We start from the raw sequence: 13,488 nt of genomic DNA, 5'->3' as shown, positions 1-13,488 counted from the left end.
TAACAACGAAACCAGGGAGCCGCCCAGCGCGGAATGCATGAAGCTCATCCATATCACCACCTGCGCTGTGGCGGCGCTGCTCGTTGCGGGCTGCGCATCCAGGAGCCATCCCTCGATGTCCTTCGGCGGCAGCCTTGTCGAACACAGCCTGCTGCGCGTCGAGGACCATGTGTCCTTTGCCCTGGAAGATGGGCCCGAGACGCGCAACTTCACGGTCGCGTGCAATGCGCCGCAGGCGTGGTTGCTCTACTCCGACCTGCGCACGGGCCGCAGCTATCCAGTGACCGGCCGGCGGTATGGCGTGCGCAAGGAACTGGACGAGCGCCAGGCGTTGGCTCTGAAAGCGCAGCCGGCGGTCGAACGCGCATGCCGCGCAACCCCACCCGATTGGCGCGAAGTGCAACGCGGCGCAGACGGCACATTCACGCTCATCGACATCGCAAGCGTCGAGGCCTCCGAGGGCGCCTTGCTCTTCTGGGGCGCGTTCGACTATCCGCGCATGGACTTCGACCTGCCTTACCGGGCACCCTTTGGCCAGAAGCGCGAGCGCTTCAGGCTCGCGTGCTCATCGCAGTCCTATGCCCAGGTGAGCGGCTTCGACATCGACGAGCGCGGCCGCGTCACGGACGGCCGGGTTGAAGGCGACAGGGCGAAGTCGTACACGGTCAGCGGCGACACGAATGCGGACTACAAGGCGCTCTTCAAGGCGGCCTGTGGCGGTGCTTCGGCAGGACAGGCGTTGCCTGCCTTCACTTCTCGCGCCAAGGCGCTGCCCGATCCCGCAGGCCTGACACCGCCGAACCCGGCGGTGATTCAGGCCGTTTCCCAGCTGGGGCTTCCACCGGCGCCCAAGCGCCTGAAGCGTGTCGTGCTCGAAGGCACCTGGACCCGCGACGGGAAGACGACGCCGACCCGCAGCGAGCTCCAGATTGCGGCGGACACAACGGCTTCCGTGTTCCGAACCCGGACGAAGACCGGCGCAGGCCCCGCGGACGGCACGCGGTCGCAGACCGCTTCATTCCTGGGCCTGGTCGACCTGAGCAGCTTCGTCAACTTTCTTCCCGGCTCCGACACGATCAGCCAGGCCATGACCGAGCTCACGTTGACGGGCGACTGGCAACGCATGGCCGTGGGCTCGGAGTTGCGCTACGAGACGAAGAAACTGAGCTTGTTCAGCATGATCGGCGGAGTGACCTACGACTACACAACGGTCTGCAAAGTCGCCGGCGTCAGTGCGGCCGCCGAATTTCATCCCGATCTGAGCGGCGACGCCAAGCGCCTGGAGTGCCGGATGCAGCCCGACTCGCTCGGTCGGACCGACACCTATGTCTATCTGACCGACTACGGCTACGCCGTACAGGTTCGAGAGGTCGCGGCCAAGCCGCCTTCCGAAGGCATCAAGAAGATCACAGCGGTCGAACAATGAGCGCCGTCATGACACATCGGCGCGCGCTGCTGCGCAGCCTGCGCTGACGCGCCGACAAAAGAAAAGGGCACCGAAGTGCCCTTGCTCATTTCTGGGGCAGGTGTTCCTGCCCGCAGCGCTCAGCGACCGAACGAACGGCCGCCGCCGCCGCCGCCGGAGCGGCCACCGCCGCCACCGCCGTAGCCACCACCGCCACCGCCCGAGCGGCCACCGCCACCCGACCGGTTACCGCCGTAGCCGCCACCGCCGCCCGGGCGACCGCCGCGACCGCGACCACCCATGTGATCGACGCTCGTGCGCAACGGATCCGGCTGGCCGGCCGCACCGCCGCCTGCCACGGCTTCGGCGCGCAGGTGCGCAACCTGGTTGGCCTGCGTCGGGCTGTGGCTGTTGCCGTGATGGCGCGGTTGGCGCTCTTCGTGGGGCGTGTGGTGATGCGGCTGCTGCGGTGCGCGCGGCTGGCCTTGCTGCGGGCCGCGGCCCTGTGCGGGACGGGCTGCGCCCTGGCCGCGCGGGCCCTGGCCTTGGCCGCCACCGTTGGCATTGCGGCCTTGACCGCCGCCGCCCTGGCCGCCACCGCGGCGTTGACCGCCGCCATTGCCGCCACCACCACCGCCGTTGCCGCCACCCTGGCCGGCCTTGTTCTCACGGATGCGCGACATCATTTCGGTGCGTGCGGCCTTGGCGGCTGCCTGCATGACTTCGCGGCTCGGCGGACGGCCGGCGCCGCCCCAGATCGTCTGGCGACCCATGGCGATCGGCTCGGCGCGTTCGCCTTCTTCAGGACCGAAGCCCTCGACCTTCTGCACCGGGATCGTCTGCTTCGTGAAGCGTTCGATTTCCTGCATGAAGCCTTCTTCGTCCAGGCACACGAAGCTCACGGCCTCGCCGCTCGAACCGGCACGGCCAGTGCGGCCGATGCGGTGCACGTAGTCTTCGCTGACGTTCGGGATTTCGTAGTTCACGACGTGCGGCAGCTCGTCGATGTCGATGCCGCGGGCTGCGATGTCGGTGGCCACCAGCGCGCGGATGTCGCCGCTCTTGAAGCCGGCCAGCGCCTGCGTGCGGGCGCTCTGGCTCTTGTTGCCGTGCAGCGCCATCGCCTCGATGCCGTTCTTGGTGAGGAACTCGGCCACGCTGTTGGCACCGAACTTGGTGCGCGTGAACACGAGCACCTGGCTCCACTTGTGCTCGTTGATGATGTGCGCGAGCAGCGCCTTCTTCTTGCCGCGGCCCACGGGGTGGATCACCTGCGTGATGCGCTGCACCGTGGTGTTGCGCGGCGTGACCTGGATGCTCTGCGGGTTCTTGAGCAGCGAGCCGGCGAGGTCGCGGATCTCGTCGCTGAAGGTGGCCGAGAACAGCAGGCTCTGCTTTTCCTTGGGCACCAGGGCCAGGATCTTCTTCACGTCGTGGATGAAGCCCATGTCCAGCATGCGGTCGGCTTCGTCCAGGATCAGCATCTGGACCTGGCTCAGGTCGAGCATGCCTTGCTGTTGCAGGTCGAGCAGGCGGCCGGGGGTGGCCACGAGGATGTCGACGCCCTTCTTGAGCTTGCTGATCTGCGGGTTCATGCCCACGCCGCCGAAGATCACGGTGGAGTCGAGCTGCAGGTACTTGCCGTAGGTGCGCACCGACTCTTCGACCTGGGCCGCGAGTTCACGCGTGGGGGTCAGCACGAGGGCACGGATGCCGATGCCGCCGAACTTGTTGGTGGCGCTGCGGCTCATGGTGAGCTTGTGCAGCATCGGCAGGGTGAAGGCCGCGGTCTTGCCGGTGCCGGTCTGGGCGCCGCCCAGCAGGTCGTGGCCGTCGAGGACCACGGGAATGGCTTGTGCCTGGATGGGCGTAGGGGTGTCGTAGCCGTGTTCGAGCACAGCCTTCAAGATGGCCGGAGCCAGCTTCAGTTCGTCAAAATTCATTGTGGAAACAACAAGCGCCATACACGGCGCAGTGGCATCGGCCCGCCAGGCGTCGTTTGGATGACGCCGAGCCAGTCAAGGCAGATGAAGGTCAGGGGTGGGAGCCGGAAAACCCGTTGTGATAAGGGGTTTCTTCGTCCCCGGCAGAGAGCCGGTTTGCGGGCAACTGGACCCGGCAACGAGGACTATTGTCGCATGAGTCGATAATCATGGGTTCGCCGCGCCCGGATGACTGTCCGGACGACCGTGCTTTTACGCAAATCCCAAGCTACCGAGGTAACCATTCACAGATGGCTCAATACGTCTATTCGATGAACCGCGTCAGCAAGACCGTGCCGCCCAAGCGGCAGCTCTTGAAGGACATTTCGCTTTCTTTCTTCCCCGGCGCCAAGATCGGTGTGCTCGGCCTGAACGGCTCGGGCAAGTCCACGCTGCTCAAGATCATGGCGGGTGTGGACAAGGAATTCGAGGGCGAGGCCCTGCCCATGCCGGGGATGACGATCGGCTATCTGGAGCAGGAACCCAAGCTCAACGCCGAGCACACGGTGCGCGAATCGGTCGAAGAGTCCATGGGCGCGGTGTTCGCGGCCAAGGCGCGCCTCGAAGAGGTGTACATCGCCTACGGTGCCGAAGACGCCGACTTCGACGCGCTGGCGGCCGAGCAGGCCCAGCTCGAAGCCATCATCGCTACCGCCGGCACCGATTCCGAGCACCAGCTGGAAATCGCCGCCGACGCGCTGCGCCTGCCGCCGTGGGACGCCAAGATCGGCCTGCTGTCGGGCGGTGAAAAGCGCCGCGTGGCGCTGTGCCGCCTGCTGCTGTCCAAGCCCGACATGCTGCTGCTCGACGAGCCGACCAACCACTTGGACGCCGAATCGGTGGAGTGGCTCGAAGTGTTCCTGCAGCGCTTCACGGGCACCGTGGTGGCCATCACCCACGATCGCTACTTCCTGGACAACGCCGCCGAGTGGATCCTGGAAATGGACCGCGGTCGCGGCATTCCCTGGAAGGGCAACTACAGCACCTGGCTCGAGCAGAAGGGCGAACGCCTGGCGCAGGAGCAAAAGAGCGAAGAAGCCCACGCCAAGGCTCTGAAGAAGGAACTCGAGTGGTCGCGCCAGAACCCGAAGGCACGCCAGGCCAAGAGCAAGTCGCGCCTGGCCCGCTTCGAAGAGCTGAGCGACATGGAATACCAGAAGCGCAACGAAACGCAGGAAATCTTCATTCCTGTGGCGGAGCGGCTGGGCCAGCAGGTGTTCGAGTTCCACGGCGTCAGCAAGTCCTTCGGCGACCGCATGCTGATCGACAACCTGAGCTTCACCGTGCCGCCGGGCGCGATCGTCGGCATCATCGGCCCGAACGGCGCCGGCAAGTCGACGCTGTTCAAGCTGCTCGCGGGCAAGGAAAAGCCGGACACGGGCGAGGTCGTCATCGGCCAGACCGTGAAGATGGCCTTCGTCGACCAGCACCGCGACGAACTGGCGTCCGACAAGACCGTGTGGGAAGACATCTCCAACGGCCTGGACATCATCAACGTCGGCAAGTTCCAGATGGCCAGCCGCGCGTACGCGGGCCGCTTCAACTTCAACGGCGCCGACCAGCAGAAGAAGGTCGGCACGCTGTCGGGCGGTGAACGCGGCCGCCTGCACCTGGCCAAGACGCTGATCGCGGGCGGCAACGTGCTGCTGCTGGACGAACCGTCGAACGACCTGGACGTGGAAACCCTGCGCGCGCTGGAAGACGCGCTGCTCGAGTTCGCCGGCACCGTGATGGTCATCAGCCACGACCGCTGGTTCCTCGACCGCATCGCCACCCACATCCTCGCCGCCGAAGGCGACAGCCAGTGGACCTTCTTCGACGGCAACTACCAGGAGTACGAAGCCGACAAGAAGAAGCGCCTGGGCGAAGAAGGCGCCAAGCCCAAGCGCATGCGCTACAAGGCCCTCAAGTAAGACAGGACGCAGGCGGCTTCGGCCGCTTCGACGACCAGAGCGCGCGGTTCCGCAAGGGGCCGCGCGCTTTGTCGTTCAGGGAGCGTTGTCGTCGACAAGGTCCGCGTCGAGCCAGCCGCGCAGGCTGTTGACGAAGGCGAGGGCTTCGACGCGCGGCAGGTCGTCCACGCACACGACCGCTTCGGTCAGTTGTTCTTCGCTCAGCCGGCGGGCACGCCCGATGCCGTCGAGCAGCCCGCAGTGCAGCGGCGGCGTGACCCAGCGGCCGTCGAGCCGCAGCGCGATGTTGCCGCGCGTGCATTCGGTGATCTCGCCGTGGCGGTTCCACAGCAGCGTGTCGAACACGCCGGGTTCGGTGGGCGCGAAGGCTTCGTAGTGCGCACGGCGCGTGGTCTTGAAGCGCGAGAACTCGCTGTCGGCCTCGTCGAACGCGCGTGGGGCCAGCTGCAGGCGCACGCGCGGTGGCGAGGCGTCCATGGCGAAGGCTTCGGCGCGCGGTTGTCCTTGCGCATCGAGCAGCAGGCGCACGCGCCATGTGCCCGTCGCACGGGCCGTGCTCAGCTGCGCCAGGCAGGTCGCTACTTGTGCTTCGTGCCACGGATAGCCGAAGTGCGCAGCCGCATTGCGCATGCGGGCCAGGTGCGCGGGCGCATCGCGCAGCGTGCCATCGGCCAGCGCCAGGGTTTCGAGCAGCTCGAAAGAAGTCATGGTTGCGAAGATACCGCCGCGCCGAGAAAGGCGCGCTTGTGCCGCCACTCGTCCCACTCCGCATCCGCCTGCGCATCGGCTGTGATGCCGCTGCCGATGCCGCAGCGCGCGGCGTTGCCGCGCAGCGTGACGGTGCGGATCGGCACGTTGAAGGTCGCGTGCCCGCCGGGCCGCACCACGCCCACGGCGCCGCAGTACACGCCGCGCGCGTCGGGCTCCAGCGCGCGGATCATGCGCATGGCGCTCACCTTCGGTGCGCCCGTGATGGAGCCGCAGGGGAACAGTGCCGCGAACAGGTCGGCCAGCGTCGTGCCCTCGCGCAGGCGGGCTTCCACGTCGGAGGTCATCTGCCACACGGTGGGCAGCGCCTCGGTGTGGAAAAGGCGCGGCACGCGCACGGAGAAGGGCTGGGCCACGCGCGAGAGGTCGTTGCGGATCAGGTCCACGATCATCACGTTCTCGGCGCGCTCCTTGGGCACGGTGCGCAGCCGCAGCGCGTGGGCCGCGTCCTCGGCGGGCGTGGCGCCGCGCGGGGCGGTGCCCTTCATGGGGCGCACGAGGATGCGGTCGCCGTCGCGGTCGAAGAACAGCTCGGGCGACACCGACAGCACCTGCTCGTCGCCGGTGTCGATAAAGGCGCCGTAGCCGTTGGGCTGCGCCTGCCGCAGCGCATGGAACCAGGCCCGCGCGTCGCCGTCGAAAGCCGCGCGCAGCGGCGCCGTGTAGTTGAGCTGGTACAGCACGCCATCGGCGATGGCGCGGTGGATCGCGGCCATGTGGCGGTCGAAGGCTTCGCGCGACAGGTCGGCCGTCCACGCGACGGGAGCGACAGCGGGCAACGGCGCGTCCGGCCATGGCAGCACTTTGTCATGCACGCCGAACCAGGCCAGCGGACCGTCGGCTGCATGCACGTCGAATGCGGGGTCGAAGGCCGCAGCGGCCTCGTAGCGCAGGTGGCCGACGCACCATCGGCCTTCGCGGGCCAGCGCCTCGACGGCGTCCAGCACGGGGCGCACCTCGTGCGGCGCATGAGCGACCAGCACACGCACGGGCGCGCCGAAGGCGGCGCGCAGCCGGGTCGCCCCGTCGGTGCGCGGGTCGGCGAAATCGATCAGCGTGGACAGCAAGCGCGCACCCGGTCCCTGGTCAGGTGGCCGCGCGGACCGGCGCGGCCGTCGCTGCGCTGGCCGAGCCCGCGAGCGCCCGCTTGCGCACCGCGTAGATGTTGTTGCGCAGCGCGTAGAGCTCGTCGGCATACGACAGCGGCACCGCCACCTTGTTGACCACGCGGTCGAGGGCGTCGAGTTCTTCCAGCAGCTTGTCGCGCTCGGCCTGGCTCTGGCGCCCGTCCACCTTGGCCTCGATGTCGCGCAGCCGTGCGTACCAGCGGAACACGCGGCGGCGCACGCGGAACTGGTACAGCGGCGGGATCACGCGGCTCAGTGGCAGCATCAGCACCAGCATGCCGCCCAGCACCAGCCACATGCGCTCGACCAGGTTGCTGGCCCAGAACGGCAGGTAGCGCTGCCAGAAGGGCGGCGTGCCGTTGATGGCGCGGTCGCCCTCGGGGCTCACGGGCAGTTCGCTGGTGCGGGTGTTGGGGAAGTCGCGCGCGCGGTTGAACCAGCCGGCGTCGCTGTGCACGGTCTGCGCGGCCTGTGCGAACAGCTGGCGCAGGGCCGGGTGGGTCTCGTCGCGCGACAGCAGCGAGGTGGTGGCGGCCAGCAGCGACACGTCGTGCAGCGGCAGGTCTTTCGACAGATCGACCACGCCGCGCGGCAGCGTCACAGCCGACAGGAACGGAAAGCGCCGCGTGTAGGCCTCGGCCTGGCCGAAGTCCATGAGCTGGATGTCGCCGGCGCGCAGCAGCCGCTGCACCTGCGGCGACTGCGGCGCCGAGAACAGCACGATGGCGTCGAGCAGTCCGGCCTGCAGCGCCTCGGCGGCGGCGGCCTGCTCGAGGTTCGACAGCAGCAGGTCGTCGGGCCCGAGGCGGTTGGCCTTGAGCAGCCGCTCCATGATCTCGGGCAGCCCGCTGCCGGGCAGGTCGACGTTCACGCGCAGGCCGCGCAGCTGCGTGAGCGATGTGAGGGTGCTGGTCTTGCGGTCGATCTTCTGGGCGCTGTCGGTGCGGTAGAACAGCCAGATCGGCTCGAAGAACAGCGCACCCAGCGAGCGCAGGCCGGCCTCTTCGTCGGCCACCGGGTCGGCGCTGCCGCCGCGCACGAAGGCCACGTCGGCGCCGCCGCTGCGCAGCAGCTGCAGGTTCTCGGTCGAGCCCGAGGTGGCCTTGAGCTCGACGGTGATGCCGCTGTGCTTCAGGGCCTCGGCGTAGCGCTTGCCGAACTGCGCGTAGGCGCTGCCCGTGGGGCCGGTGGCCAGCGTCACGTGCTTGGGCGGCTGCGGCTGCAGCCACCAGTAGGCGGCCACCAGCAGGCCGATGACGATGAACACGATCGGGCCGGCCGAGGCGATCAGGTCGCGGATCGACAGCAGGATCAGCTTCAGGGTGCGGGGAAACGCCATGGGGTGCCTCGTCGTGCGGTGCGCGCGTCAGCCGCGCGGTGCGGCCAGGTCGGCGGCGCAGGGAATGTGCAGCTCGCCCACGGTCATCGCGCGCGCGGCGCGCACCGCGCGCACGGTGGCGATGGCGGTGGCCTCGGCGGCCATGGTGCTCAGCACGGTCATGCCGGGCGCATCGCCTTCGAGCGGCACGCGGCCGGTGGCCAGCGCGAACAGCGTGTCGCCGTCGCTCATGGTGTGCACCGGGTTGATGGCGCGCGCCAGGCCGTCGTGCGCCACCATGGCGAGCCGGTTGGCCTGCACCTTGGTCAGCACGGCGTCGGTGGCGATCACGCCGATGGTGGTGTTGGTGCCCGCCAGCAGCGGCTTGGGCAGGTCGCCGCGCAGCAGCGCGCGGCGCGTGTCGAGCAGGGCGGCGCCGTCCTCAGTGCGTGCGCCGGCCACGGGCAGGGCGGTGTCGGGGTCGATCACGTCGCCCAGCGAATTGACCGCGATCAGCGCGCCGACCGTGACGCCGCCCACGGTGACCGAGGCGGTGCCGATGCCGCCCTTCATCGCGCGGTGCACGCCGAAGAGCTTGCCCACCAGCGCGCCGGTGCCTGCGCCCACGTTGCCTTCGGCGGGCGCGTCGGTCGAGGCGGCTTCGCAGGCGGCGTAGCCCGCGGCCGCGTCGGGGCGGATGCGCGCGTCGCCCATGGGCAGGTCGAACAGCACGGCGGCCGGCACGATGGGCAGGGTGCCGAAGCGCACGTCCATGCCGACGCCGCGCTCTTCGAGCCAGCGCATCGCGCCCTCGGCGGCGGCCAGGCCCCAGGCGCTGCCGCCGGCGAGCATGACGGCGTGCACTTCCTGCACGAGGTTGCCGGGCGAGAGCAGGTCGGTCTCGCGCGTGCCGGGCGCGGCGCCGCGCACATCGACACCGGCCACGGCGCCGTCGCGCGCAATGATCACGGTGCAGCCGGTGGGGCGGCGGGTGTCGGAGAAATGGCCGACTTCGATGCCGGCGACGTCGGTGATGGCACCGGCGTGAGAAGAGGAGGATGAAGACGCAGCGGACATGGCGGCCGATTATGGGACCGCGCCTTCGTCACCGTCGCCCCGGCAGTTGCAAGAAGTAGTTTCTTCTGTCGTCGGCGCCAGTGCCCGCCAGTGCCCGTCAGCGACCGCTTGCGCTGGCCTTGACGTCCATGAAGCGCCCGTAGCTCTGCAGTTTTTCGTAGCGCTGGTCGAGCAGCGCCTGGGGCTTCAGGTCGGACAGCTGCCGCAGCGCGTCGCCCAGGGCGCGCTTGAGCGAGGCCGCGGCCTGCTTCGGGTCGCGGTGGGCACCGCCGACCGGTTCGTTCACGATCTTGTCGATCAAGCCCAGCGCCTTCAGCCGCGGGGCGGTGATGCCCAGTGCCTCGGCGGCGTCTTGCGCCCGTTCGCTGGTCTTCCAGAGAATCGACGCGCAGCCTTCGGGGCTGATCACCGAATACACGGCGTACTGCAGCATCAGCATCTGGTCGGCGACGGCAATGCCGAGCGCGCCGCCGGAGCCGCCTTCGCCGATCACCGTGGTGATGATCGGCACTTCGAGCTGCGCCATTTCCAGGATGTTGCGGCCAATGGCTTCGGACTGCCCGCGCTCCTCGGCGTCGATGCCGGGGTAGGCGCCCATGGTGTCCACGAAGGTGAACACAGGCAGGCCGAATTTTTCGGCCGTCTTCATCAGGCGCAATGCCTTGCGATAGCCCTCTGGCTTGCACATGCCGTAGTTGCGCAGCACGCGCTCGCGGGTGTCGGCACCGCGCTGGTGTCCCAGCACCATGCAGGGCGTGCCGTTGAGGCGGGCCAACCCGCCCACCAGTGCCATGTCGTCGGCGTAGTGGCGGTCGCCGTGCATCTCCACGAAGTCGGTGAAGATGGCCTGGATGTAGTCGAGCGTGAGCGGGCGTTCGGGGTGCCGCGCGATCTTGAAGACCTGCCAGGGCGTGAGCTCGCCGTAGATGTCCTGGGTGAGTTGTCGGCCCTTCTTGTCGAGCTGGTCGATTTCCTGGGAGATGTCGACCGCGGAGCCTTCCTGCATCGATCGCAATGCCTCGATTCTTGATTCGAGTTCCGCGATGGGTTGTTCGAAGTCGAGATAGCTGCGTTTGGGCAAGTTCTGTTCCTGTGTCCAGCGTGTTCGTCGCCGCATTCTAGGGATGCGGCGACGGGCTCCCCGGCCGGACTCAGTTCGCCGGGTCGATCGACAGCACGGTCAGCGCGCCGTCGACCTTGTCGACCGTGAAGCGCACCTTGTCGCCGGCCTTCACCTTGGCCAGCAGGGCCGGGTCTTTCACGCGGAAGACCATCGTCATGCCGGTCATGTCGAGGTTCTGGATGTCGCCGTGCTTCAGCGTGATCTTGTTCGCTTCGGTATCGATCTTGCGCACTTCGCCGTCGACGGACGGCAGCGCGGCCTGGGCAAAAGCGGTGGCGGCGAGCAGGGCGGCCGACAGGGCAGTGAGAAGTTTTTTCATGGGAAATGTCCTTTCGATGGGTGTTCGGGGAGGGGGCTTCAGCGATAGCTCTGGAAGACGCGCGTGCTGCCGTCGGCCAGCACCAGCAGCACGTCGTAGGCGTCGCGCTGGTTGCCGTAGGCCGGGCCGTCCATGCCGGGCGAGCCGATGGGCATGCCGGGCACGGCGAGGCCGATGGCCTTGGGCTTTTCCTTCAGCAGGCGCTGCATCTCGCGCGCCGGCACGTGGCCTTCGATGGCGTAGCCGCCGACGCGGCCGGTGTGGCACGAACCCAGCTTCGTCGGAATGCCGAGCTGCTCGCGCGCGGGGCCGTTGCCCTCGTCGTGCACGCGCGTGGCAAAGCCGTTCTTGTTGAGGTGCTTGACCCAGTCCTGGCAGCAGCCGCAGTTCGGGTCTTTCCAGATCTCGACCATCGGTGCGGCGGCCTGCGCGGCGAGCGGCAGGGACGCGGTGGCGGCGGCGAGTTTCAGGAGGGTTCGTCGTTGCATGGTGGGGTTCCTTTCAGTGGGTCATCGTCATCGCGCGGGGGCGGCGGCGGCGAGCACGCGCACGCGGCCGGCCATGCCGAGTTCGTAGTGGTCCTTCACGAGGCAGGCGAAGTCGAAGTCGCCGGCGCGGTTGAAGGTCCAGATCAATTCGCCGGTCTTGCCCGGCTGCACATGCGCCATCCAGGGCTCGTCGTGCTCCATGCCGGGGTGCTTCTTCATCATGGCGGCGTGGTCCTCGATGACGGCGGCGGTGCCCAGCACCAGCTCGTGCAGGTCCTTGCCGCGGTTCTTCAGCCGCAGGCGGATGGTGTCGCCTTCTCGCACTTCGAGGACCGAGGGCGTGAAGGTCATGTCGTCGGCCATCGCGATGTCGATGGTGCGCTTCACGGCGCTGGCCTTGCCGGCGATGCCCCAGGCTTTCTGCTCGGGGGCGAGCGATGCGGCGGCGGTGCCGGCCTTGGGTGCGTGGCTTTCGTGGGCCGTGGCGAACGTGGCGACGGCAGCCAGTGCGAGGCCGGCGACGAGGGGTGAGAAACGGGTGTTCATGAATGGAATTTCAAAAAGTTGGATCGATGCGATCAATGGTTGTGGGCCCCATGGCCCGAGGGCTTGCGCACGGTGGCGCTGCCGCTGTCGGGGCTCGCGGGTGCGGCGCCCGTCTTGCGCGGCGCCACCGGCGCACCGCTGGCCGACACCTCGCGCGCGACCGTGCCGGCCGGGTGCTTGAACCAGCCCGGGTCGCGGTAGTCGCCCGGCTTCTGGTCGCGCCGCACCTTCAGCAGCGTGAACATGCCGCCCATCTCGGCTGAGCCGAAGGGGCCGGTGCCGGTCATCATGGGCACGGTGTTGTCGGGAATGGGCATTTCCATCTCGCCCATGTCGGCCATGCCCTTGTCGCCCATCACCATGTAGTCGGGCACGAGCTTCTTGATCTTCTCGGCCACGCCCTTGTGGTCCACGCCGATCATGGTCGGCACGTCGTGGCCCATCGGGCCCATCGTGTGGTGCGCCTTGTGGCAGTGCAGCGCCCAGTCGCCTTCCTCGTCGGCGATGAACTCCATCTGCCGCATCTGGCCCACCGCCACGTCGACCGACACCTCGGGCCAGCGCGCGGTGCGCGGCACGGGGCCGCCGTCGGTGCCCGTGACCTCGAACTCGTGGCCGTGGATGTGGATCGGGTGGTTGGTCATCGTGAGGTTGCCTGCGCGGATGCGCACGCGGTCGCCTTTGCGCACGTTGAGCGTGTCGATGGCCGGGAACACGCGGCTGTTGAAGCTCCAGATGTTGAAGTCGGTCATGGTGTTGACCTTGGGCGTGGCGCTGCCGGGTTCCACGTCGAAGCTGCCGAGCAGGAAGCAGAAGTCGCGGTCGACCTTCTCGATCAGCGGATGCTCCGCCTTCGGGTGCGTGACCCAGAAGCCCATCATCCCCATCGCCATCTGCACCATCTCGTCGGCATGCGGGTGGTACATGAAGGTGCCGGGGCGGCGCGCCGTGAATTCGTAGACGAAGGTCTTGCCCGGCGGGATGTGCGGCTGCGTGATGCCGCCCACGCCGTCCATGCCGTTGGGCAGGCGCTGGCCGTGCCAGTGCACGGTGGTGTGCTCGGGCAGCTTGTTGGTCACGAAGATGCGCACGCGGTCGCCCTCGACCACCTCGATGGTCGGGCCCGGCGACTGCCCGTTGTAGCCCCACATGTTGACCTTGAAGCCGGGCGCCATCTCGCGCACCACGGGTTCGGCGACGAGGTGGAATTCCTTGACGCCGGCGTTCATGCGCCAGGGCAGCGTCCAGCCGTTGAGCGTGACGACGGGGTTGTAGGGCCGGCCGTTGGGCGGCACCAGCGGCGGCGCGGTGGCGGTCGAGGCCTGTGTCACCGGCTCGGGCAGCGCGGCCATGCTCACGCGGCTCACGGTGGTGGCGGCCACGGCCGTGGCGGCGCCCGCAAAGAAGTTGCGACGGTTCATG

Annotated in this window: 12 protein-coding genes; 2 read left to right on the top strand and 10 right to left on the bottom strand. The window is 68.3% G+C overall.

Translation table 11 applies throughout. The features are described from left to right. The first annotated feature begins 37 nt into the window (after positions 1–37). Complete coding sequence (locus AC07OH_RS27885; protein ID WP_495302863.1) at positions 38–1,426, top strand: hypothetical protein; 1,389 nt, start codon at positions 38–40, stop codon at positions 1,424–1,426. A gap of 119 nt (positions 1,427–1,545) precedes the next feature. On the opposite strand, the gene AC07OH_RS27880 is transcribed toward AC07OH_RS27885, so the two are convergent. Further along, positions 1,546–3,348 carry a DEAD/DEAH box helicase gene (locus AC07OH_RS27880; RefSeq protein WP_495302862.1) on the bottom strand — a complete coding sequence of 601 codons (1,803 nt, stop codon included), beginning with the start codon at positions 3,346–3,348 and terminating at the stop codon, positions 1,546–1,548. A gap of 290 nt (positions 3,349–3,638) precedes the next feature. On the opposite strand from AC07OH_RS27880, the gene ettA reads away from it, so the two are divergent. Further along, positions 3,639–5,300: an energy-dependent translational throttle protein EttA gene (gene ettA, locus AC07OH_RS27875; protein ID WP_062475998.1), complete on the top strand. Its 1,662-nt coding sequence runs from the start codon at positions 3,639–3,641 to the stop codon at positions 5,298–5,300. A gap of 75 nt (positions 5,301–5,375) precedes the next feature. On the opposite strand, the gene AC07OH_RS27870 is transcribed toward ettA, so the two are convergent. The 9 genes from AC07OH_RS27870 to AC07OH_RS27830 all read right to left on the bottom strand — a co-directional run bounded on the left by AC07OH_RS27870 (position 5,376) and on the right by AC07OH_RS27830 (position 13,487). Beyond that, entirely contained in the window at positions 5,376–6,008 is a 633-nt protein-coding gene (locus tag AC07OH_RS27870; RefSeq protein WP_495302861.1) for an aminotransferase class IV, read from the bottom strand. Further along, complete coding sequence (gene pabB, locus AC07OH_RS27865) at positions 6,005–7,135, bottom strand: aminodeoxychorismate synthase component I (RefSeq protein ID WP_495302860.1); 1,131 nt, start codon at positions 7,133–7,135, stop codon at positions 6,005–6,007. Before pabB ends, AC07OH_RS27870 begins: the two co-directional genes overlap by 4 nt. Before the next feature lie 19 nt (positions 7,136–7,154). Then, on the bottom strand, positions 7,155–8,534 hold the full coding sequence (locus AC07OH_RS27860; RefSeq protein ID WP_495302859.1) for a TAXI family TRAP transporter solute-binding subunit: 1,380 nt from the start codon (positions 8,532–8,534) through the stop codon (positions 7,155–7,157). Positions 8,535–8,561: 27 nt separating this feature from the next. Next, positions 8,562–9,590 (bottom strand): P1 family peptidase, encoded by a 1,029-nt coding sequence (locus AC07OH_RS27855; protein ID WP_495302858.1) that lies wholly within the window; start codon positions 9,588–9,590, stop codon positions 8,562–8,564. 97 nt (positions 9,591–9,687) lie between these two features. Beyond that, positions 9,688–10,671 (bottom strand): acetyl-CoA carboxylase carboxyltransferase subunit alpha, encoded by a 984-nt coding sequence (locus tag AC07OH_RS27850; protein ID WP_489058212.1) that lies wholly within the window; start codon positions 10,669–10,671, stop codon positions 9,688–9,690. Between the two features lie 70 nt (positions 10,672–10,741). Further along, complete coding sequence (locus tag AC07OH_RS27845; RefSeq protein ID WP_489058214.1) at positions 10,742–11,032, bottom strand: copper-binding protein; 291 nt, start codon at positions 11,030–11,032, stop codon at positions 10,742–10,744. A gap of 38 nt (positions 11,033–11,070) precedes the next feature. Further along, positions 11,071–11,520 (bottom strand): DUF411 domain-containing protein, encoded by a 450-nt coding sequence (locus AC07OH_RS27840; RefSeq protein ID WP_495302857.1) that lies wholly within the window; start codon positions 11,518–11,520, stop codon positions 11,071–11,073. 27 nt (positions 11,521–11,547) lie between these two features. After that, on the bottom strand, positions 11,548–12,066 hold the full coding sequence (locus tag AC07OH_RS27835; protein WP_495302856.1) for a cupredoxin domain-containing protein: 519 nt from the start codon (positions 12,064–12,066) through the stop codon (positions 11,548–11,550). Positions 12,067–12,098: 32 nt separating this feature from the next. Next, on the bottom strand, positions 12,099–13,487 hold the full coding sequence (locus tag AC07OH_RS27830; RefSeq protein WP_495302855.1) for a multicopper oxidase family protein: 1,389 nt from the start codon (positions 13,485–13,487) through the stop codon (positions 12,099–12,101). Position 13,488 lies beyond the last annotated feature (1 nt).

Source organism: Variovorax sp. GW821-FHT10C12, assembly GCF_059415405.1.
The sequence above is the reverse complement of the archived record's forward strand: the minus strand, read 5'-3'. Positions and strand labels throughout refer to the sequence as shown.